Below are 21,173 nucleotides of genomic sequence, written 5' to 3'. Positions count from 1 at the left end.
CTGAGCCTGCTCACGGTGGGCGTGATCCTGGCCGCCTACGAGGTACGGCGGCGGCGTGGGGGCCGCGGGGGGGGGGGGGGGGGGGGGGGGGGGCGGCGGGGGGGGGGGGGGGGGGGGGGGGGGGGGGGGGGGGGGGGGGCGGGGGGGGGGGCGGGGGGGGGGGGGGGGCCCGGGGGGGGGGGGGGGGGGGGGGGGGGGGGGGGCCCGGGGGGGGGGGGGGGGGGCGCGCCCGGGCGGGGACCGCCGGACTGGGGGCATGTACGCGACGTCCCGTCAGGCCGGGGGAGCGGCCAGCTGCCGGAGCCGCGGCGGGGGCCGGCGGGACCTACGCGGCCGCGGCCTCACCACCAACCGCGACCGCGCCCGCCGAAGGCGTCCCAGTGGTGGCCGTGCCAACCGAGCGTCAGCTCGGCGAAGTCGCCGGCCTCAGCCAGCTCCGGCGTCTCGTACTCGACCGTCTCGTACTGTTCCTGGATCTCTGGCATCGGAGTGCGTCCCCTTCCCTTGGCTGTGCGCGGCACAGCTCGCGAACACGAGCTGTACTTGCGCGATTACAGAGCGCGTTCAATAGAGATGCTGCCAGGCTCCGGGACCCCTGCCATTACCCCTAATGGGTGATGAAAGGGGCGTGTGGGGTGCATTGGCGTAACCTCCGGGTCGTTGTGCGCCGCAGGCGCGTACCCCGCTCACCGCGCGCTCCCGGCCGCGGTGAGAGCAAGGTTTCTCGGTGGTCACGCACTGCCACAGAAGGGAAACGCGCCCTTCCTAGCGTCGCGAGGGCGACGACATCAGGGACCAGGGAGGCGCGATGACAGCCACAGGGACGGCCGCGGGCGGGGACACGGCCCGCGCTCCCGCGCGGGGAGCGGGCCGCTGGATCGAGTGGTGGGACCCGGAGGACGAGACGTTCTGGAAGGAGCGGGGGGAGCGGATCGCCCGGCGCAACCTGGTCTTCTCCGTCCTGTGCGAGCACATCGGGTTCTCGGTGTGGAGCCTGTGGTCGGTCATGGTGCTGTTCATGGGGCCGGAGTACGGGATCGACGCGGCCGGCAAGTTCTTCCTGGTGGCGGTGCCGACGCTGGTGGGGGCGGTGCTGCGGGTGCCGTACACCTTCGCCGTGGCGCGGTTCGGCGGCCGCAACTGGACGGTGTTCAGCGCGGCGCTGCTGCTGGTGCCCGCCGGCGCGGCGGTGTTCGCGCTGCGCCCTGGCACCTCGTACACCGTCTTCCTGCTGGTCGCGGCGCTCGCGGGGGTCGGCGGCGGCAACTTCGCCTCGTCCATGACGAACATCAACTCCTTCTACCCGCTGCGCAGGAAGGGCTGGGCGCTCGGCCTGAACGCGGGCGGCGGCAACGTCGGCGTCCCCGTCGTGCAGCTGCTGGGGCTGCTCGTCATCGCCACCGCCGGCGCGGACCACCCGCGGCTCGTGCTCGCGGTGTACCTCCCGCTGATCGTGGTCGCCGCGCTGCTGGCGGCGCTCTTCATGGACAACCTCAGGCCGGTGCGCAACGACACCGGGGCGGCCAAGGACGCGGCACGCGACCCGCACACCTGGATCGTGTCGCTGCTCTACATCGGCACGTTCGGGTCGTTCATCGGCTACAGCTTCGCCTTCGGGCTGGTCCTCCAGACGCAGTTCGCGCGCACGCCCCTCCAGGCGGCGTCGCTGACGTTCATCGGACCGCTGCTCGGCTCGCTGCTGCGGCCGGTGGGCGGCCGGCTGGCGGACCGGTACGGCGGCGCGCGGATCACGCTGGCCGCCTTCGTGGCGATGGCCGCCGCCACGGGCGTGGTGATCTTCGCGTCGGGGCGGCACTCGCTGGGCGTCTTCCTCGCCGGTTTCACCGCCCTGTTCGTGCTCAGCGGGCTCGGCAACGGCTCCACGTACAAGATGATCCCGGGCATCTTCCAGGCCAAGGCCCTGGCGAGGGGACTGACCGGGGAGGCCGCGGCGGCCCACGGGCGGCGGCTGTCCGGCGCGGCGATGGGGCTGATCGGTGCCGTCGGCGCACTCGGCGGGCTGGGCGTCAACCTCGCCTTCCGCCAGTCCTTCCAGTCGGCGGGCACGGGAACACCGGCGTTCGTCTCCTTCCTCGGCTGCTACGCGCTGTGCTCCGCGGTGACCTGGGCCGTATACCTGAGGCGTACGGCGGCCACCGGGACCACGCGGGAACGGGAGCCGGCCGCGCCCGCGCTCGCCAAGGTGTGACGCGCGGCCGGGCGGGCGCCCGCGGCAGTCCGTAACAGCTGGGAAATACTGCGGGAGCGAGCCTGTCACCAGCGGTTGGCAGGCTCGGACCTTCACCGGTGCGCGGTGGGGCCGGAGTCAGGACAAGCCAGGGACGGACGATGCACGAAGGTGAGCACGAGGACCGGCGGGGCGGGGCGCGGCAGGACGCGGACGGGCGGCCCGCGGCCGCCGGCGCCCCGGACGTACGGCCGCTGGACGGCTTCACAGTCGGCGTCACCGCCGCCCGCCGGGCCGAGGAGCTGGGCACCCTGCTCGAACGGCGCGGCGCCCAGGTCGTGTACGCCCCCGCGCTGCGCATCGTGCCGCTCCCGGACGACGCGGAACTGCTCGCCGCCACCAAGGACCTGCTCGACCGGGCGCCGGACGTGGTGATCGCGACCACCGCCATCGGCTTCCGCGGCTGGATCGAGGCCGCGGAGGGGTGGGGCCTGGGCGAGACGCTGCTCGCGCGGCTCGAAGCGGCCGAACTGCTGGCGCGCGGCCCGAAGGTCAAGGGCGCCATCCGTGCGGCGGGCCTGACGGAGACGTGGTCGCCCGCTTCCGAATCGCTGGCCGAGGTGCTGGAGCGGCTCCTGGAGGAGGGCGTGCGCGGGCGGCGGGTCGCCATCCAACTGCACGGCGAACCGCTGCCCGGCTTCGTCGAGTCGCTGCGCGCGGACGGCGCCGAGGTGGTGGGCGTGCCGGTCTACCGCTGGATGCCGCCCGCCGACATCGGGCCCGTCGACCGGCTGCTGGACGCGGCGGTCGGCCGCGGCCTGGACGCGGTGACGTTCACCAGCGCGCCGGCCGCCGCCTCGCTCCTGCACCGCGCCGAGGAGCGCGGCATGCGGGAGGAGCTGCTGAACGCGCTGCGGCACGACGTGCTGCCAGCCTGCGTGGGACCGGTCACCGCGCTGCCGCTCGAAGCACACGAGGTGACCACCTACCAGCCCGAACGTTTCCGCCTCGGCCCGCTCGTCCAGCTGCTGTGCCGGGAACTGCCGGGCCGGGTACGGCCGCTGACCATCGCCGGGCGGCAGGTGGAGATGCGCGGGCAGGCCGTCCTGGTCGACGGCGAGCTGCGGCCGGTGCCCCCGGCGGGGATGGCGCTGCTGCGGGCGCTGGCCCGCCGGCCCGGGTGGGTGGTCTCCCGGGCCGACCTGCTGCGGGCGCTGCCGGGCGCGGGGCGGGACGAGCACGCGGTCGAGACGGCGATGGCCCGGTTGCGGGGGGCGCTGGGGGCGCCCAAGCTGATCCAGACGGTCGTCAAACGGGGCTACCGGCTGGCGCTGGACCCGCGGTTGGGTGCCAAGTACGGCGACGGGTGAGCCCGGCGGCTGTCCGCGGGCCCGCCTCCGCCGCTACTCGGGGTTGCTCACCCGGATCTTCGACTGGCCGTGCGGCCGGGTCTCCCAGTCCTCCATGAACCGGGCCTGGAGGCCGTGCTTGCGTGCCAGCGCCAGGAGCGTCTCGGTGCGGTAGTAGAAGTCCTCGCGCAGCACCTGGTGCTCGGCGCCCTCGGTCCGGTCGAAGGTGAAGTCGAAGAAGCCGCCCGGCGCCATGATGCGGCCCACGTGCCGGAAGCACTCGTCGATGACGGACAGCGGCGAGTGGGAGAAGACGCTGTGCGCGTGCACCACGTCGAAGTGCCGGTCGGGAAGGAAGTCGAACGTCAGGTCCTGGGTGATCGTCAGGTGCGGCAGCTTGTGCTGCAACCCGTACGTGGCCAGGGTCTTCTTGGCGGATATCAGGATGTCCGGCGAGATGTCGATGCCGTAGTAGTCGCCCGTGTCGAGGTGGCTGATGAAGCGCCAGCCGGCCCGCAGGTTGCCGCAGCCGATGTCGAGCATCCGCATGCCGGGGCGCAGGCCGTGCTCCTTCAGGTAGGCGAACTGCATCTCGCCCAGCGCCAGCCACCGTTCGTGGGTACGGCTGCCGACCGCCGCTTCCGGGTTGCGGCCGGCGTCGGAGGCCATCACGGCGCGGTAGTACGCGACGTGGTCCGGGTGCTTGAGGCGCAGCCAGCCGTCCCGGGCGGTGCGCTTGAGGTACGGCGCGATCCGCGCCGGGTTGCTGACCGCGTAACGGACCTTGTGCGTAAGGCTGGCGCGGTTCTTGACAAGGGTCTTGGCCGTCATGGGCCGGACTATACAGCAGCTGTATACATGCGATGTATACAGCAGGGGGTCCGGCGTACGCGGCGGTACCGAGGCTTCCGGCCGGGGGCCGGGCCGGGCACTCTGATAGGGCAAGCGTTGTCTCCTAAGGAGTGACGGGCACATGGCGGCGCCTTTGGACCTGCGGTTCGACTGCGGGCGGATCTGCCTGGACCTGATGGCCACGGCCGGCCAGACCGCCGAACGGCTGGCCGGGCCCGAGCACTTGACGGCCTGGCTGGTGGGATCGGGCGTCGTACCCGGCGGTGCCCAGCTCGGCGCCGTCGACCGCGGCTGGGTGGTACGTTTCCGGATGCTGCGCGAACTGCTGCGCCGCGTGATCCACGACGAACTGCGCGGCCGGGCCGCCGAGTCCGACCTGCGCCTGCTCAACGCGGCGGCCACCACGCCGGTGCCGCCCTGCCGCGCGGTACGTGCCGAGGACGGCGCCCTGGTCAGGGCGCTCGCCGGTCCGCCCGACTGCGCCGGGCTGCTGTCGGCGGTCGCGCGGGACGCCATCGGGCTGCTGACGGACGCGGCGGCGCGCGGGCAGCTGCGGCAGTGCGAGGGCGAGAGCTGCTCGCTGGTCTACCTGGACACCTCCCGCGGGCGACGGCGGCGCTGGTGCTCCAGCGAGGTGTGCGGCAACCGGGAGCGGGTGGCCCGCCACCGCAGGCGCGCCACCCGCCGGGAGGACGCGGGCGGCGGGGACGCGGTGGACGGGTTGCCCGTCGCCGGTGCCGGGCCGCCGGTCATCGCCGCCCGCTGAGCGCTGTGCCGCACCGTTCCGCACGGGGAATTCCGCCGCGCGGAAATTGAAAGAGAAACCATGCGGGTTGCCGCGCGGTGCGTCGGGGAGGAGTGCCCGACCGCGCGGCGCGGGAAATCCGTGCCCCCGCGCGCACTCCGCCGAAAACGCCCACGCGTTCGCGCGATAACTCCGGCGCACGCAACGCGAATTCCCCCTCCGGCCGCTGAGCCGTGGCGTTCCGGACCCCGTACTGCTGGCTGAAGGGCCGTGAAACAGCCCGGAATTCGAGACGAGGGGACCGGCCATGCGCGAGCCCAGCCACGGGCGGCAGGACGAGGTGAGTGACGGTGCGGACGGTGACGGCAGTGGCACCGGCGACGTACGCGGGCGGTGAGGCGGATGCGCAGCGAATGTCCGATCCGCGCTATCGACCCGGGAGTTCGCGTGCGCAAGGATGCCGTCGTGGCAGACAGTACGACGCCGGACGAGGAGCTGATGCGGGCCCTCTACGAGGAGCACGCGGGTCCGCTGCTCGCCTTCGTACTGCGCCTGGTGGCCGGCGACCGCCACCGGGCGGAGGACGTGGTGCAGGAAACCCTGCTCCGCGCCTGGCGCAACGCGGACCAGCTCCAGCGCGCGACCGGGTCCATCCGCCCCTGGCTGGTCACCGTCGCCCGGCGGATCGTCATCGACGGCCACCGCAGCCGCCAGGCCCGGCCCCAGGAGGTCGACGCCGCCCCCTTGGAATCGATGCCCGCCGCCGACGAGATCGACCGGGCGCTGCGCCTGATGACGATCTCCGAAGCGCTCGGCGACCTCAGCAAAGCCCACCGAGAGGCTCTGATAGAGACCTATTTCAAGGGACGTACGGTCAGCGAGGCGGCCGAAGCGCTGCGGATACCGGCGGGGACCGTCAGGTCCCGGGTGTTCTACGCGCTGCGCTCCCTGAAGCTCTCGCTTGAAGAACGAGGAGTGACGGCGTGATGCGGCCCACGCAGCCCGTACAGCACACCGACGCCGGCGCCTACGCGCTGGGCGTCCTGGACGCCGCCGACGCGGCACGCTTCGAGGAGCACCTGGCCGACTGCGACCGCTGCGCCGCCGAACTCGAAGACCTGATGGGCCTGCAACCCCTGCTCGCCGAGGCCGGGGAGTCCGTGTCCGACCCGGAGGCGCTCACCGCCGTCCCGGGGCCCGGTGTCCTGGACAGCCTCCTGGAGGAGGTCGGCGCGGTGCGCCGCACCCGGTACCGCCGCCGCCTGTACCTGGTGGCCGCGGCCGCCGCACTGGTCGTCGGGGGCCCGGTGGCCACGTACGCGCTGACCTCCGGCGGCCCGGAGGAGGCCCCGGAACACCCGGCGAGCTACGCCCGCACCATGTACGAGCACGGCGAGAAGGCGGGCACGGTCGATCCCGTCACCAAGGTCGCCGCCAGCGTCTCCATGGAGCGCAAGCCCTGGGGGACGCACGTCGCCCTCAAGCTGGCCAATGTGAAGGGGCCGCTGGCCTGCGATCTCGTGGCGGTGGGCAAGAGCGGCGCGGAGCAGACCGTGACGACCTGGGCGGTGCCGGCGGGTGGCTACGGCCTCAAGGACGGCGCCGCCAAGTGGAACAGGGAGCCCCTCTACACGCACGGCGGCTCGGCCATGAACCGTTCCCACATCGACCGCTTCGAGGTGCGCACCCTGGACGGCAAGCGGCTGGCCGCGATCAAGGTCTGACCGGCCCGGAGCCGCCCCCTCGGATGAAATGGAACCCCTGGTTCCGTACGGTCGGCCCGCCCGTGGTGCCCGGTTTGGTCCCGCCCGGTGGCGATTTGGTCCTTTGGGTCAGGTGCGCGGGGTGCCCGGTTCGCGTACGGTTGACGGCTGCCCTACGCACAGAAGAAGGGGGCCTGGGTGGCCGCGCAGAATGCCACGCACGCGCCGGACTCCGTCGACGACGCACAGCCGGACAGCACACGCGAACGCGAGATCGCGTCCGAACAGGAGCATCTCGACCGTGTCTACCAGCGTCTTGAGGAGAAGATCCACGAGGCCGAGTTCCTCGTCGACGACGCCGCCAAACGCGGCCAGGTCGGCACGCCCGGCGCGCTCGCCGAGCGGGACGCCCAGGTCTTCCAGGCCGGCGCCCACCTGAACCGGCTCAATTCCGAGTACGAGGACTTCCTCTTCGGCCGGATCGACCTGCTCCCGGGCAAGGACGGCAAGAAGGGTCCGGACGGCGCGTACACCTCGGTCGAGCCGGCCGACGGCGCGATCGCCGACGGCCGCGCCGAGATCGCCGAGACCCTGCACATCGGCCGCCTCGGCGTCCTGGACGCCGACTACAGCCCGCTGGTCATCGACTGGCGCGCGCCCGCCGCCGCCCCCTTCTACCGGGCCACCCCGGTCGCCCCGGGCCGCGTCGTACGCCGCCGGGTCATCCGCTCCAAGGGCCGCCGGGTCCTCGGCGTCGAGGACGACCTGATGCGCCCGGAGATCGCCGCGACGCTCGACGGCGAGGAACTGCCCGCGGTCGGCGACGGCGCGCTGATGGCCGCCCTCGGCCGGGCCCGCAGCCACACGATGCGCGACATCGTCGCCTCCATCCAGGCCGAGCAGGACATGGTCATCCGGGCCCCCGCCGCCTCCGTCACCGAGGTCGAGGGCGGCCCCGGTACCGGCAAGACCGCGGTGGCGCTGCACCGCGCCGCCTACCTCCTCTACCAGGACCGGCGCCGCTACGCGGGCGGCATCCTCATCGTCTCGCCGACGCCGCTGCTCGTCGCGTACACCGAGGGCGTCCTGCCGTCCCTCGGCGAGGAGGGCCAGGTCGCCATCCGCGCGCTGGGCTCCCTGGTGGACGGGGCGGAAGCCACCGCCTACGACTCCCCGGCCGTGGCCCGCATCAAGGGCTCCAGCCGCATGCAGAAACTGCTGCGCAAGGCGGCCCGCGGGGCCCTGGAACTGACTCGGACAGCGTCGGCAGGGGCCCCCGCCGCGCCTGCCGAGGGCCAGCTCGCCTTCGGCGAGGACGACGACGAGTCCGCGGCAGAGTCCCCCGCAGGCCCGCCGGACCGGCTGCGCGTCGTCGTCTTCGGCGCCCGTATCGAACTGGACGCACGCGACCTGCACCGCATCCGGCAGTCCGCCCTCGGCGGCACCGCCCCGGTCAACCTGCTGCGCCCGCGCGCCCGCCGCCTCATCCTCGACGCGCTGTGGTCCAAGTCCGGTGCCTCCAAGCGCTACACGGACCCCGAACTGGCCGCCGAGGCGCGCCAGGCGTTCGACGAGGACATCACCACCGAGCCGGACTTCCAGGACTTCCTGGACGCCTGGTGGCCGGAGCTGACCCCGCGCGGGGTGCTGGCCGCCATGGCCGACGAGCGCCGGCTGGGCCGCTGGGCGCGCCGGGTGCTCAACCAGCGCGAGGTACGCCAGTTGGCCCGCTCGCTGAGCCGCTTGGACGACAAGGGGCAGGGGCCGCTGTCGGTCCACGACGTGGCGCTGCTGGACGAACTCCAGCTGATCCTCGGCGCGCCGCCCCGGCCCGCCAAGCCCCGTGACGCCGACCCGCTGGACCAGCTCACCGGTCTGGAGGAGCTGAGCACCTACGCCGAGCGGATGTCCGGCGGCGGCCGCGGCAGACGCGAGCGGCTGGAGGAGGAGCGTACGGACTACGCCCACGTCATCGTCGACGAGGCGCAGGACCTGACGCCCATGCAGTGGCGGATGGTCGGCCGCAGGGGCCGGCACGCGACCTGGACGGTCGTCGGCGACCCGGCGCAGTCCTCCTGGTCCGACCCGGACGAGGCGGCCGTCGCCCGGGACGAGGCGCTGGGCACCCGCCCGCGCCGCCGCTTCACCCTCACCGTCAACTACCGCAACCCGGCGGAGATCGCCGAGCTGGCCGCCCGGGTGCTGGCACTGGCGATGCCGGGCATGGAGGCGCCGGCGGCGGTCCGCTCCACGGGCCTGACGCCGCGCTTCGTGGTGGCGGACCGGTCCGGCCTGGCCGCGTCCGTACGGGATGCGGCCCGGCGGCTGCTGGGCGAGGTGGACGGCACGGTCGGTGTCGTGGTGGCGATGAACCGGCGTACGGAGGCCCGCCGCTGGCTGGACGGGCTGGGCGACCGGGTCGTGGCGCTGGGCTCGCTGGAGGCCAAGGGCCTGGAGTACGACGCGACGCTGGTGGTCTCGCCCGCCGAGATCGCCGACGAGTCCCCGGCCGGGCTGCGGGTGCTGTACGTGGCGCTGACCCGGGCCACCCAGCAGCTGACCGTGCTGTCCGGCGCGCGGGACGAGCCGGACGCGCAGGGGGTTCCGGACCTGCTCAGGGACTGAGGCGCGGCCGGCCGGCGGGCGTTTCCGTACGGCCGGGAAAGAAGGTCGCGGGACGGGATTCGCTTCGAGGGATGGTTTGTTAGCCTTGGTGGTGGCACCGGCCCGATCCAAGCCCCCGGGCCCAACCATAGTCGCTACGAGCGACCACTTGCCGCGAGGCGAGCATGGCGGGTCGGTGTCACTGAACCACTGCGGCGGGCGCCTTCCGAAGGTCTTCGGAAGGCGCCCGCCGTCGTTCGTGCGCCGTTCGCACGCCATGGGCGCCGGGTCTTCCGCCCGGCCCTGATTCTCTCGTATGGTGGAAAATCCTTTCCGGAAAGCGCGGCTGGTTACCGTGTACCGGCTGGTAGGTGGGACGATCGGACCTCGCTCTCCGGCCCGGTCCCGCCGCGGACCCCGGAGCGGCGCGCAGAGAGAAACAAGGGAAAGCAGAGGAAGTCGGCCATGGCAACGGCGCCCAGCGTCTCGTATTCGATGACGGTGCGGCTGGAGGTTCCCGCGAGCGGTACGGCGGTCAGCCAGCTCACCACGGCCGTGGAGTCCTCCGGCGGCTCCGTCACCGGCCTCGATGTGACCGCCTCCGGCCACGAAAAGCTCCGCATCGACGTCACCATCGCCGCGACCTCCACCGCGCACGCGGACGAGATCGTCGAAAAGCTCCGCGGCATCGAGGGCGTCTCGCTCGGCAAGGTCTCCGACCGTACGTTCCTGATGCACCTCGGCGGCAAGATCGAGATGCAGTCCAAGCACCCCATCCGCAGCCGCGACGACCTGTCGATGGTCTACACCCCCGGCGTCGCCCGGGTCTGCCAGGCCATCGCCAACAACCCCGACGACGCCCGGCGCCTGACCATCAAGCGCAACAGCGTCGCGGTCGTCACCGACGGCTCCGCCGTACTGGGCCTGGGCAACATCGGCCCCAAGGCCGCACTGCCGGTCATGGAGGGCAAGGCGGCCCTCTTCAAGCGCTTCGCCGGCATCGACGCCTGGCCGCTGTGCCTGGACACCCAGGACACCGACGCCATCGTGGAGATCGTCAAGGCCATCGCCCCCGGCTTCGCGGGCATCAACCTGGAGGACATCTCCGCGCCGCGCTGCTTCGAGATCGAGGCCCGGCTGCGCGAGGCCCTGGACATCCCCGTCTTCCACGACGACCAGCACGGTACCGCCATCGTGGTGCTCGCCGCGCTGACCAACGCGCTGCGCGTGGTCGGCAAGAAGACCGAGGACGTACGGGTCGTGATGTCGGGCGCCGGCGCCGCCGGCACGGCGATCCTGAAGCTGCTGATCGCGGCCGGCGTCCGGCACGCGGTCGTCGCCGACATCCACGGCGTGGTGCACGCCGGCCGCAAGGACCTCGTCGACGCCGACCCCGACTCGCCGCTGCGCTGGATCGCCGACAACACCAACCCGGAGGGCGAGACCGGCACCCTCAAGGAGGCCATCGTCGGCGCCGACGTGTTCATCGGCGTCTCCGCGCCCAACGTCCTGGACGGCGACGACGTGGCGAAGATGGCCGAGGGCGCGATCGTGTTCGCACTCGCCAACCCCGACCCCGAGGTGGACCCCGCCGTCGCGCGGCAGACCGCCTCCGTCGTGGCCACCGGCCGTTCCGACTTCCCGAACCAGATCAACAACGTGCTGGTCTTCCCCGGCGTCTTCCGCGGCCTGCTGGACGCCCAGTCCCGTACGGTGAACACGGAAATGATGCTGGCCGCCGCCGGCGCGCTCGCGGACGTCGTCCTGGACGACGAGCGCAACGCGAACTACATCATCCCCAGCGTCTTCAACGAGAAGGTCGCGGGCGCGGTGGCCGGTGCGGTGAAGGAGGCCGCGAAGGCCGCGGGGGAGGCTGTGACGGCCGCCACCACGGCCTGAAGCCCGGCGCGTCGCGTGCCGCCGGGCCCTCGGGGCCCCCATAGGGTGGCGGGCAGCAAACGACCGCCGCCCTGCGGGGCCGGCCCGGAGAGGCACGGTGCGGGACGTCACCACTACGAGGCAGTGGCGCTTTCCGTGTGACCCTCCTGGGTGCCGGATTGGCTTTACCGCCGCAGGTGGGGGCAGGATGCTCCCCCGAGGACTCCGTCCAGGGGGCACCCCCAGGGCGCGAAAGGATCTGAAGGCAGACCCGGGTCCGGGAACTGTCCGAGGGCCCTGGCAGCATCGGCTTCGATCTCACGCCTCATTGGCAAGAAGAACACGGGAGTACAAACATGAACCGCAGTGAGCTGGTGGCCGCTCTGGCCGACCGCGCCGAGGTGACCCGCAAGGACGCCGACGCCGTTCTGGCCGCGCTCGCCGAGACCGTCGGCGAGGTCGTCGCCAAGGGCGACGAGAAGGTCACCATCCCCGGCTTCCTGACCTTCGAGCGCACCCACCGTGCCGCTCGCACCGCGCGCAACCCGCAGACCGGCGACCCGATCCAGATCCCGGCCGGCTACAGCGTGAAGGTCTCCGCGGGCTCCAAGCTCAAGGAAGCCGCCAAGGGCAAGTAAGCCACCGGGGGCCCGACGGCCCCGGTAAAAAGGCGTGAGAGCGGCCGCCCCCTCGGGGGCGGCCGCTCTTTTGCGTGTACGGGGCCTGTAAAGGGCCCCAGGAGGGCCGATGGTGGGGCCTGTGGGGCTCTAGTGGCTCTTGTTGCTCTACAGGGGCGTAGAGGCCGTTCAGGGCTTACGGAGGGTTCGGGGTTGGGCGACCGAGCCGCGCACGACGGCATCCCGCCCCTCATCCCTCGCCCCTCGTCTCCACTCGCCGCCTCGTCGCAACCGCAACGCGCGCGGGTACCGACTGCTGGTGGAACCCGTCAACCTGGCCCGCGTTCAATCATTCACGCCAGCAAATAAGGTGCGAACTGCCGCCTCGGCGAGCGCGCAGCGAAAGGGGCGGTCACCCACCCGGGTGACCGCCCCTCCTGCTGTATGTGTGCGGCGCTTGACGCGCACCGCGCCGGTCAGGCGCTCAGGGCGCCGTTCGGCAGCTCCACGTGTGCCCCCAGGCTCACGAGCTTCTCCATGAAGTTCTCGTAACCCCGGTTGATCAGGTCGATGCCGTGCACGCGCGAGGTGCCCTGCGCCGCGAGGGCGGCGATCAGGTACGAGAAGCCGCCCCGTAGGTCCGGGATGACCAGGTCGGCACCCTGCAGCTTGGTCGGCCCGGACACCACCGCCGAGTGCAGGAAGTTGCGCTGCCCGAAGCGGCAGGCGCTGCCGCCCAGGCACTCGCGGTACAGCTGGATGTGCGCGCCCATCTGGTTGAGCGCCGAGGTGAAGCCGAGCCGGGACTCGTACACCGTCTCGTGGACGATGGACAGGCCCGACGCCTGCGTCAGGGCGACGACCAGCGGCTGCTGCCAGTCGGTCTGGAAGCCGGGGTGCACGTCGGTCTCCAGGGCGATCGCGTCCAGCGAGCCGCCCGGGTGCCAGAAGCGGATGCCCTCGTCGTCGATCTCGAAGGCGCCGCCGACCTTCCGGTAGGTGTTCAGGAAGGTCATCATCGAGCGCTGCTGCGCGCCGCGCACGTAGATGTTGCCCTCGGTGGCCAGCGCCGCCGACGCCCAGGAGGCCGCCTCCAGGCGGTCCGGGAGGGCGCGGTGGTTGTAGCCGCCCAGCTTGTCGACACCGGTGATCCGGATGGTCCGGTCGGTGTCCATGGAGATGATCGCGCCCATCTTCTGCAGGACGCAGATCAGGTCCTCGATCTCCGGCTCCACGGCCGCGTTCGACAGCTCGGTGACGCCCTCCGCCAGGACGGCGGTCAGCAGCACCTGCTCGGTCGAGCCGACGGACGGGTACGGCAGCCGGATCTTGCAGCCGCGCAGCCGCTGCGGGGCCTCCAGGTACTGGCCGTCCGCCCGCTTCTCGATGGTCGCGCCGAACTGGCGCAGCACGTCGAAGTGGAAGTCGACCGGCCGGCCGCCGATGTCGCAGCCGCCCAAGCCCGGGATGAAGGCGTGGCCGAGGCGGTGCAGCAGCGGGCCGCAGAACAGGATCGGGATGCGCGAGGACCCGGCGTGGGCGTCGATGTCGGCGACGTTGGCGCTCTCCACGTGCGACGGGTCGAGGATGAGCTCGCCCGCTTCGTCGCCCGGGCGCACCGTGACGCCGTGCAGCTGCAGCAGGCCGCGTACGACGCGTACGTCGCGGATGTCGGGCACATTGCGCAGTCTGCTCGGGCTGCTGCCGAGCAGCGCGGCGACCATGGCCTTGGGCACGAGGTTCTTCGCGCCGCGAACCCGGATCTCGCCCTCCAGCGGGGTGCCGCCGTGGACAAGCAGTACGTCGTCGGTAGAGACGGTCATGGATCTCGCGTTCCTGGAGACGGACAGGGGGCCAAGGGGAAATGGTAAGGGCGGTGGAGGGGTTGCCCGTATGCCGAAGCGGCCCAGGAGCATGTAATGGCTTTGTCACAACACCCTCCGCGACGGTCCGCCTTTGTTCTGTAATGGACATTTGGTGCGAGTCGGCGGGATATGCCCCGCTGTGTCGGCCGGGCCGCGAGCCCGTGCGCCGGGGCTGCCGTCGTACGCCCTGCGCTGCTCTCGTCCGGGTCCCGCTGTTGACTCCCCGCCACGGCCCGAAGTGCGGGATCATGTCCCCATGACCGAGGTGTCCTCGCTCACCGGCCGGCTGCTCGTCGCCACACCGGCGCTCGCCGACCCGAACTTCGACCGCGCGGTGGTGCTCCTCCTCGATCACGACGAGGAGGGCTCCCTCGGTGTGGTCCTCAACCGCCCGACGCCCGTGGGCGTCGGCGACATCCTCGAACCGTGGGCGTCCCTGGCCGGCGAGCCCGGCGTGGTCTTCCAGGGCGGCCCGGTCTCGCTGGACTCGGCACTCGGAGTGGCCGTGGTGCCGGGCGGCCCGGAGACGCCGGAGAGCGCCCTGGTCGGCGACGGCCCGCTGGGCTGGCGCCGCGTTCACGGGGCGATCGGCCTGGTGGACCTGGAGGCGCCGCCGGAACTGCTGTCCACCGTGCTCGGCAGCCTGCGGATCTTCGCCGGGTACGCGGGGTGGGGCCCCGGCCAGTTGGAGGAGGAGCTGGTCGAAGGCGCGTGGTACGTCGTCGAATCGGAACCGGGCGACGTGTCGTCCCCCGACCCGGAACACCTCTGGCGAGCGGTGCTCCGGCGCCAGCGCAACGAACTGGCGATGGTGGCCACGTACCCGGACGACCCGTCACTGAACTGAGCGGGAAGCGACGAGGTCTGCGGGAATCGGCGGCGTGCCGGGGAGCCTGGCGGCCGGGCCACTGGTGGGCCGTACGGGGGAGGTCGTGGCCCTGGGGCCCGCCCTCCTGCCTGTGGGCGGGCCGTCGCTCCCGGCACGCCGCCCGCGTCGGTACCCTTGGCGGTTATGAGCACTCTTGAGCCCGAGCGCGGGGCAGGTACGGGGACCCTCGTAGAGCCGACGCCGCAGACGTCGCACGGCGACGGCGACCACGAGCGCTACGCCCACTATGTCCAGAAGGACAAGATCATGGCGAGCGCGCTCGACGGGACCCCCGTCGTCGCCCTCTGCGGCAAGGTGTGGGTACCGGGCCGCGACCCGAAGAAGTACCCGGTCTGCCCGATGTGCAAGGAGATCTACGAGTCCATGAGCGCCGGTGGCGACAAGGACAAGGGCGGCAAGGACGGCGGCAAGAAGTAGTCCCGCCGGGGCCGGCGCGCCGTCGACCGGCCCTTCCTGCCCTGCGCGTGCCCGGCCCGTTCCCGTACGAGGAGCGGGCCGGACGCGTGGTGCGCGCCTGGTGGACGTGAAGAAGAGGCCCGGTCCCGTGGGGGGACCGGGCCTCTTCGCTTCGGCGCGCCGGGCGCGTCAGCGGCGCCAGGGGGTGAGGTTGAAGATGTCGCCGCTCTCGGTGTTGGCGACGCACTGGTTCGCGTAGGTGCGGCTGAAGAACGTGGTCCTGCCGTGCCAGGTGCCGTGCGCCACGACCGTGACGGGCTCGTAGTTCTTGAGGCAGGCGCGGGTGATCTGCGGCACGCGGTTGTAGTCGCCGTTGGCGAGGGCCAGCTTGAGGCAGGACGCCTCCGGGGCGGGGTGGTCGCCGCCGGTCGGGAAGCAGCGCAGGGAGGCGGTGGCGAGGACGGGGCCGGCGGGGTCGGTGCCCTCGTGGACGGCGATGTGCTGGCGGCCGCCGGTCTCCGGCGGGGTGTCCGCGGCGGCCGGGGTGGCGGCGAGGGGCAGCAGCCCCAGGGCGGCGACGGCGAGCAGGGCGGTGCGTACGGGTCTGGCGCGCATGGGTTCGGTCGGTCCTTTGCGTGTCGTGCGGGCTGGGCTGCTTCCGGGGCGCTGCTGCCGGGGCCGGTTCCGCGGCGGTGTCCGGGGCTGCTTCCGGCAGCAGAGGAGGGACATCTGATTCATAGATAGACGTACCGGGACGAAATGGGGGTCAATGTGGGCCAGTGGCGGCGTGTCGTCCGCCGTGGTGCCCCATCGGCTCTTGTCGGGGAGCGTCGGCGCGCTTAGCCTCCTTTCGATTGTGCATGGCGAAACACCCGTTGCGTATGCTGCAACGTTCCTTCAGGGGGTACCCAATGCAGCTCTCCGCCCGAACCGCCGCCCGCGCGGCGGCACTTGTCCTGGCCGCCGCCACCGCCGCGGGCTGCGCGCCGTCCACCTCAGGCGGCGCGGCCAAGGAGGACGCCAAGACCGGCACGCTGCGGGTCTGGCTCTTCCAGGAGGTCAACAACAAGCCCAAGGAAGAGGTCGTCCGCAAGGCGGTGGCGGACTTCGAGGCGGCGCACAAGGGCACCGACGTCAGCGTCGACTACATCCCGGTCGACACCCGCGCCCAGCGCATCAAGGCCGCTTTCAACGACCCCAAGAGCGCCCCCGACGTGATCGAGTACGGGAACACCGACACCGCCGGATACGTCAAGGACGGCGGACTGGCCGACGTCAGCCGGGAGTTCGGCGCCTGGCAGGACGCCAAGGACACCGACCCGACGGCCAAGGAGTCGGTGACGGTGGACGGCAAGGTCTACGGCGCGCCGCTGTTCGTCGGCGTACGGGCCCTGTACTACCGCACCGATGTCCTCAAGGAGCTGGGCATCGCCGTGCCCACGACGCAGGACGAGGTCGCCGCGGCGGCCCGCACGATCCGCAAGGAGCGGCCCGAGCTGTACGGACTGGCCGTCGGCGGCGCGTACACCTACGGCGCGCTGCCCTTCCTGTGGGCGCACGGCGGCGAACTGGCCACCGGCAAGGGCGAGTCGTACACCGCCGCCGTGGACAGCCCGAAGTCGCAGGCGGGCATCAAGGCGTACACGGACCTGTTCGGCGACGACAACTGCCCGGCCGCCAAGTGCGCGGACATGGGCGGCAACGACACCGTCGCCGCCTTCGCCGCGGGCAAGGCGGGCATGGCGATCGGCGGCGACTTCAGTCACCAGGCCATGGAGGACGGCAAGGTGAAGGGCAAGTACGCGGTGGTCCCGCTGCCCGGCGTCACCAAGGGCTCGATCGCCCCGGCCTTCGCGGGCGGCAACAACATCGGCGTCCTCAAGAGCAGTTCGCACCGCACGCTGGCCGCCGACCTGATGAAGCAGCTGGCGGGCAAGGACACCCAGCGGCGGCTGTTCGACGCGATGGGCTTCCTGCCGACGTACACCGACGTACGGGCCGAGGCGGCGCGGAAGGAGCCGTTCGTACAGCCCTTCGTGCGGACGCTGGACGCCGGCGCCAAGTTCGTGCCGGCCTCCCCGGCCTGGGGGTCCATCGACTCCTCGCTCGTCCTGCCGACGATGTACCAGGAGATCGTCAGCGGCCGGAAGGACGTCGCCGCGGCGTCCGGTGACGCCGCCAAGAAGATGAACGAGGCGTTCAAGAAGTGACGCTCACGGTCAAGGAAGCACGGGCCGGCGGCGTCCGGGCGCCGCTGTCCGGGCGCCGCGGACGGCCGCCGAACCGCCACGGGAGCCGCTGGACGCCCTGGCTCTATCTCGCCCCCGCGCTGGTCGTCCTCGGCGGGCTGCTCGTCTACCCGATCTACCAGCTCGGCCTGATCTCGTTCCTCGAATACACCCAGGCCCAGGTCAGCGGCGGCGAACCGACCACCTTCCGGGGGCTGGCGAACTACGCCGAGCTGTTCGGCGACGGCCAGTTCTGGCAGGTGCTGCTGGCGACGGTGGGGTTCGCCGCGGCCTGCGTCCTGTGCACGCTCGTGGCCGGCTGCTCGTTCGCCGTGCTGCTCACCCGGATCCGGGCGGTGCCGCGCCTGGCCCTGATGCTCGCCGCGCTCGGCGCCTGGGCCACCCCCGCCATCACCGGCTCCACCGTCTGGGTCTTCCTCTTCGACCCGGACTTCGGCCCGGTCAACCGGGTGCTGGGCCTCGGCGACTTCTCCTGGACCTACGGGCGCTACAGCGCCTTCGCGCTGGTCCTGCTGGAAGTGGTCTGGTGCTCGTTCCCGTTCGTGATGGTGACCGTCTACGCGGGCATCAAGGCGATCCCCGGCGAGGTGCTGGAGGCCGCGGCCCTGGACGGGGCGTCGCAGTGGCGCATCTGGCGCTCCGTCATGGCGCCCATGCTCCGGCCCATCCTCGTCGTCGTCACCATCCAGTCGGTCATCTGGGACTTCAAGGTCTTCACCCAGATCTACGTGATGACCAACGGCGGCGGCATCGCCGGGCAGAACCTCGTCCTGAACGTGTACGCGTACCAGAAGGCGTTCGCCTCGTCCCAGTACAGCCTGGGCTCGGCGATCGGCATCGTCATGCTGCTGATCCTGCTGGCCGTCACGCTCGTCTACCTGCGCCTGCTGCGCCGACAAGGGGAGGAACTGTGAGCGGGGGAGGAACCGTGAAGGCGGCCCGTACGCCGCGGATACGGCGGCCGGGGCGGCTGGCCGCCGAGGCGGGCGCGCTGCTGATCGCCGCCGCCGTCGCCTTCCCGCTCTACTGGATGGTGCTGTCCGCCTTCAAACCGGCGGGCGAGGTGCAGTCCGCCGAGCCGCGGCCGTGGACCCTGCACCCCGGCCTGGACGCGTTCCGGCGGGTCTTCCAGCAGCAGGACTTCGGGCGGTACTTCCTCAACAGCCTGTTCGTGGCGGGCGTCGTCGTCGTCCTCTCGGCGCTGATCGCCTTCCTCGCGGCGACCGCCGTCACCCGCTTCCGCTTCCGGTTCCGCACGACGCTGCTGATCATGTTCCTCGTCGCGCAGATGGTGCCGGTCGAGGCGCTGACCATCCCGCTGTTCTTCCTGATGCGGGACGTCGGCGACGCGGTGCCCGGCATCGGCCTGAACACCCTCGGCTCACTGGTCCTGCCGCACCTCGCCTTCTCCCTCCCCTTCGCGATCTGGATGCTGCGCGGCTTCGTCAAGGCCGTGCCCGAGGCGCTGGAGGAGGCCGCCTACCTGGACGGCGCGACCCGCGCGCGTTTCCTGTGGCAGATCCTGTTCCCGCTCGTCTTCCCCGGGCTCGTCGCGACCAGCGTCTTCTCCTTCATCAGCACCTGGAACGACTTCCTCTTCGCGAAGTCCTTCATCATCAGCGCGACGGAGAACTCCACGCTCCCGATGGCCCTGCTGGTCTTCTTCAAACCCGACGAGAACGACTGGGGCGGCATCATGGCCGCCTCGACCGTGATGACCGTGCCGGTGCTGGTGTTCTTCGTGCTCGTCCAGCGCAGGCTGGTCTCGGGCCTGGGCGGGGCGGTGAAGGACTGACGACGCCCGCGGCCGGTACCCCTGCCCATTCCTCCCACCCCCCTTTAGCCCAGCGACAGAAGGGTCAGCACATGGACGACGCAGAGACGGCGGACGGCCCCCGGACTGAGGCCGGCCTGATACCACAGCCACGCGACACCCGGCCGGAGGACGGCGCGTTCCTCCTCGGGCCGGGGACCGTACTGGACGCGGGCCCCGGTACGGAGACCACCGCGGCCTGGCTGCGCGGCGCCGTCGGCGCCGCGACCGGCCTGCCGCTCCCGCCCGGCACCGGGGACGGCACCGGGAACGGCACCGGCGGCGTCGTCCGCCTGCGCGTCGACGCGGCGACCGCCGACGCGCTCGGCCCCGAGGGCTACCGGCTGTCGGCCGGCAGCGACGGCGTCACCCTCCTCGGCGGCGGCGCGGCAGGTACGTTCTGGGGCGCGCAGACCCTGCGGCAGCTCCTCGGGCCCGACGCGCACCGCCGCGCGCCCCTGCGCCCCGGACAGCACTGGTCCGTACCGGCCGTACGCATCGAGGACGCGCCCCGCTTCGCCTGGCGCGGCATGATGCTCGACGTCGCCCGCCACTTCCTGCCCAAGGACGGCGTGCTGCGCTACATCGACCTGCTCGCCGCGCACAAACTCAACGTCCTGCACTTCCACCTCACCGACGACCAGGGCTGGCGGATCGAGATCCGGCGCCACCCCCGGCTCACCGAGGCCGGCGCGTGGCGGGAGCGCACCAAGCTCGGCCACCGGGCCTCGCCCCTGTGGGACGACCGGCCGCACGGCGGCTACTACACCCAGGACGACATCCGGGAGATCGTGGCCTACGCCGCCGCCCGGCACATCACCGTCGTCCCGGAGATCGAGATCCCGGGCCACTCGCAGGCCGCCATCTCGGCCTACCCGGAACTCGGCAACACCGACGTCGTCGACACCGGCTCCCTCAAGCCGTGGGACACCTGGGGCGTCAACCCGAACCTGCTCGCCCCCTCCGAGGACACCCTCCGCTTCTACGAAGGGGTGCTGGAGGAAGTCCTCGCCCTCTTCCCCTCACCCTTCGTGCACATCGGCGGCGACGAGTGCCCCAAGGACCAGTGGCGCGCCTCGCCGTACGCCCAGTCCCGCATCAAGGAACTGGGCCTCGCCGACGAGGACGAGCTGCAGAGCTGGTTCGTCCGGCACTTCGACCGCTGGCTCGCCGACCGAGGGCGGCGCCTGATCGGCTGGGACGAGATCCTGGAGGGCGGCCTCGCGCCGGGCGCCGCGGTGTCGTCCTGGCGCGGCTACGCGGGCGGCATCGCCGCGGCCCGCGCCGGCCACGACGTCGTCATGTGCCCCGAGCAGCAGGTCTACCTGGACCACCGGCAGGACGGCGGCCCCGACGAGCCCGTACCGATCGGTTACGTACGGACCCTGGAGGACGTCTACCGCTTCGAGCCGGTGCCGCCGCAGCTGACGCCGGAAGAGGCCGCCCGCGTCCTCGGCACCCAGGCCAACGTCTGGACCGAGGTGATGGAGACCCAGCAGCGCCTGGACTACCAGGTCTTCCCGCGGCTCGCCGCCTTCGCCGAGGTGGCCTGGTCGCAGTTGCCGCCCCCCGGGGAGCGCGACCACGCCGGCTTCACCCGCCGGATGGACGCCCACTACCACCGCCTGGACGCCCTCGGCGTCGACTACCGGCCGCCCGGCGGCCCCCTCCCGTGGCAGCGGCGCCCCGGGTTGCTCGGACGCCCGATCGAGGGGTCGCCCCCAAACGTGTGAGCCGGGGCGGATGCGGGCGGCCGGAGCGGCCGGTTGCTGGGACGGTGGTTGCCCGCGGAACGCAGCCAAGGCAGCCGAGGTGAGATATGTCCGGTAAGTCGCACCAGGTGTCCTCGGGCGCGCCCGCCCGCGCGAGGGGCGGCTTCCGGCTCCGGCCGGGACGCCGTCCCGTACGTCCCGAACATCCCGAACACCGGCCATGTCCCGTCCGCGGGACGCCCCCTGCCGTGCGGGGGCGTCCCGAAGCCGGGCCCTAGCGCCGCGGGCCTGCAAAGATGTGCCAGAGTTGCCA

General features: G+C 72.3%; 18 protein-coding genes. 14 read left to right on the top strand and 4 right to left on the bottom strand.

Annotated features, from left to right (window positions below):
- Positions 1 to 341 precede the first annotated feature (341 nt).
- Positions 342 to 485 (bottom strand): lasso RiPP family leader peptide-containing protein, encoded by a 144-nt coding sequence (locus ACH4K4_RS10650; protein ID WP_398166283.1) that lies wholly within the window; start codon positions 483 to 485, stop codon positions 342 to 344.
- A 323-nt stretch (positions 486 to 808) separates the two neighbouring features.
- On the opposite strand from ACH4K4_RS10650, the gene ACH4K4_RS10645 reads away from it, so the two are divergent.
- Both ACH4K4_RS10645 and ACH4K4_RS10640 read left to right on the top strand, forming a co-directional pair.
- Positions 809 to 2,209 carry a nitrate/nitrite transporter gene (locus ACH4K4_RS10645; RefSeq protein WP_398166281.1) on the top strand — a complete coding sequence of 467 codons (1,401 nt, stop codon included), beginning with the start codon at positions 809 to 811 and terminating at the stop codon, positions 2,207 to 2,209.
- 140 nt (positions 2,210 to 2,349) lie between these two features.
- Positions 2,350 to 3,558: a uroporphyrinogen-III synthase gene (locus ACH4K4_RS10640; RefSeq protein ID WP_398166280.1), complete on the top strand. Its 1,209-nt coding sequence runs from the start codon at positions 2,350 to 2,352 to the stop codon at positions 3,556 to 3,558.
- Between the two features lie 33 nt (positions 3,559 to 3,591).
- Here ACH4K4_RS10640 and ACH4K4_RS10635 read toward each other — a convergent pair whose 3' ends face one another.
- A complete protein-coding gene (locus tag ACH4K4_RS10635) occupies positions 3,592 to 4,368 on the bottom strand; it encodes a methyltransferase (protein ID WP_398166278.1) in 777 nt (258 codons plus the stop codon).
- A gap of 142 nt (positions 4,369 to 4,510) precedes the next feature.
- On the opposite strand from ACH4K4_RS10635, the gene ACH4K4_RS10630 reads away from it, so the two are divergent.
- The 6 genes from ACH4K4_RS10630 (at position 4,511) to ACH4K4_RS10605 (ending at position 11,957) form a co-directional block, all read left to right on the top strand.
- A complete protein-coding gene (locus ACH4K4_RS10630; protein ID WP_398166276.1) occupies positions 4,511 to 5,155 on the top strand; it encodes a CGNR zinc finger domain-containing protein in 645 nt (214 codons plus the stop codon).
- 381 nt (positions 5,156 to 5,536) lie between these two features.
- On the top strand, positions 5,537 to 6,121 hold the full coding sequence (locus tag ACH4K4_RS10625) for a sigma-70 family RNA polymerase sigma factor (protein WP_398166275.1): 585 nt from the start codon (positions 5,537 to 5,539) through the stop codon (positions 6,119 to 6,121).
- Positions 6,118 to 6,858, top strand: coding sequence for an anti-sigma factor family protein (locus ACH4K4_RS10620; RefSeq protein ID WP_398166273.1), 741 nt, complete (start codon positions 6,118 to 6,120; stop codon positions 6,856 to 6,858). The genes ACH4K4_RS10625 and ACH4K4_RS10620 overlap by 4 nt, the downstream gene beginning before the upstream one ends.
- A gap of 177 nt (positions 6,859 to 7,035) precedes the next feature.
- On the top strand, positions 7,036 to 9,462 hold the full coding sequence (locus ACH4K4_RS10615) for a HelD family protein (RefSeq protein WP_398166272.1): 2,427 nt from the start codon (positions 7,036 to 7,038) through the stop codon (positions 9,460 to 9,462).
- Between the two features lie 444 nt (positions 9,463 to 9,906).
- Positions 9,907 to 11,340: an NAD-dependent malic enzyme gene (locus ACH4K4_RS10610; RefSeq protein WP_398166271.1), complete on the top strand. Its 1,434-nt coding sequence runs from the start codon at positions 9,907 to 9,909 to the stop codon at positions 11,338 to 11,340.
- 335 nt (positions 11,341 to 11,675) lie between these two features.
- On the top strand, positions 11,676 to 11,957 hold the full coding sequence (locus tag ACH4K4_RS10605; RefSeq protein WP_004571953.1) for an HU family DNA-binding protein: 282 nt from the start codon (positions 11,676 to 11,678) through the stop codon (positions 11,955 to 11,957).
- A 455-nt stretch (positions 11,958 to 12,412) separates the two neighbouring features.
- Here ACH4K4_RS10605 and murA read toward each other — a convergent pair whose 3' ends face one another.
- Positions 12,413 to 13,759 (bottom strand): UDP-N-acetylglucosamine 1-carboxyvinyltransferase, encoded by a 1,347-nt coding sequence (gene murA / locus ACH4K4_RS10600; protein WP_360136259.1) that lies wholly within the window; start codon positions 13,757 to 13,759, stop codon positions 12,413 to 12,415.
- 298 nt (positions 13,760 to 14,057) lie between these two features.
- Here murA and ACH4K4_RS10595 point away from each other — a divergent pair, with 298 nt between their 5' ends.
- Together ACH4K4_RS10595 and ACH4K4_RS10590 are read left to right on the top strand one after the other, a co-directional pair.
- On the top strand, positions 14,058 to 14,648 hold the full coding sequence (locus tag ACH4K4_RS10595; RefSeq protein ID WP_398166270.1) for a YqgE/AlgH family protein: 591 nt from the start codon (positions 14,058 to 14,060) through the stop codon (positions 14,646 to 14,648).
- A gap of 165 nt (positions 14,649 to 14,813) precedes the next feature.
- Positions 14,814 to 15,107 (top strand): DUF3039 domain-containing protein, encoded by a 294-nt coding sequence (locus ACH4K4_RS10590; RefSeq protein ID WP_385232476.1) that lies wholly within the window; start codon positions 14,814 to 14,816, stop codon positions 15,105 to 15,107.
- A 168-nt stretch (positions 15,108 to 15,275) separates the two neighbouring features.
- On the opposite strand, the gene ACH4K4_RS10585 is transcribed toward ACH4K4_RS10590, so the two are convergent.
- Complete coding sequence (locus ACH4K4_RS10585) at positions 15,276 to 15,701, bottom strand: SSI family serine proteinase inhibitor (RefSeq protein WP_398166268.1); 426 nt, start codon at positions 15,699 to 15,701, stop codon at positions 15,276 to 15,278.
- 296 nt (positions 15,702 to 15,997) lie between these two features.
- On the opposite strand from ACH4K4_RS10585, the gene ACH4K4_RS10580 reads away from it, so the two are divergent.
- From ACH4K4_RS10580 to ACH4K4_RS10565, 4 genes are all read left to right on the top strand, one after another.
- On the top strand, positions 15,998 to 17,296 hold the full coding sequence (locus ACH4K4_RS10580) for an extracellular solute-binding protein (RefSeq protein ID WP_398166267.1): 1,299 nt from the start codon (positions 15,998 to 16,000) through the stop codon (positions 17,294 to 17,296).
- On the top strand, positions 17,293 to 18,249 hold the full coding sequence (locus ACH4K4_RS10575) for a carbohydrate ABC transporter permease (protein ID WP_398166266.1): 957 nt from the start codon (positions 17,293 to 17,295) through the stop codon (positions 18,247 to 18,249). Before ACH4K4_RS10580 ends, ACH4K4_RS10575 begins: the two co-directional genes overlap by 4 nt.
- Entirely contained in the window at positions 18,246 to 19,130 is an 885-nt protein-coding gene (locus tag ACH4K4_RS10570; protein WP_398166264.1) for a carbohydrate ABC transporter permease, read from the top strand. Before ACH4K4_RS10575 ends, ACH4K4_RS10570 begins: the two co-directional genes overlap by 4 nt.
- 71 nt (positions 19,131 to 19,201) lie before the next feature.
- A complete protein-coding gene (locus ACH4K4_RS10565) occupies positions 19,202 to 20,881 on the top strand; it encodes a beta-N-acetylhexosaminidase (RefSeq protein WP_398166263.1) in 1,680 nt (559 codons plus the stop codon).
- Positions 20,882 to 21,173: the final 292 nt, after the last annotated feature.

It is taken from the genome of Streptomyces sp. NPDC017529, assembly GCF_044329785.1.
In the GTDB taxonomy this organism is placed as follows: domain Bacteria; phylum Actinomycetota; class Actinomycetes; order Streptomycetales; family Streptomycetaceae; genus Streptomyces.
This window is presented reverse-complemented; position numbering and strand designations above follow the sequence as displayed.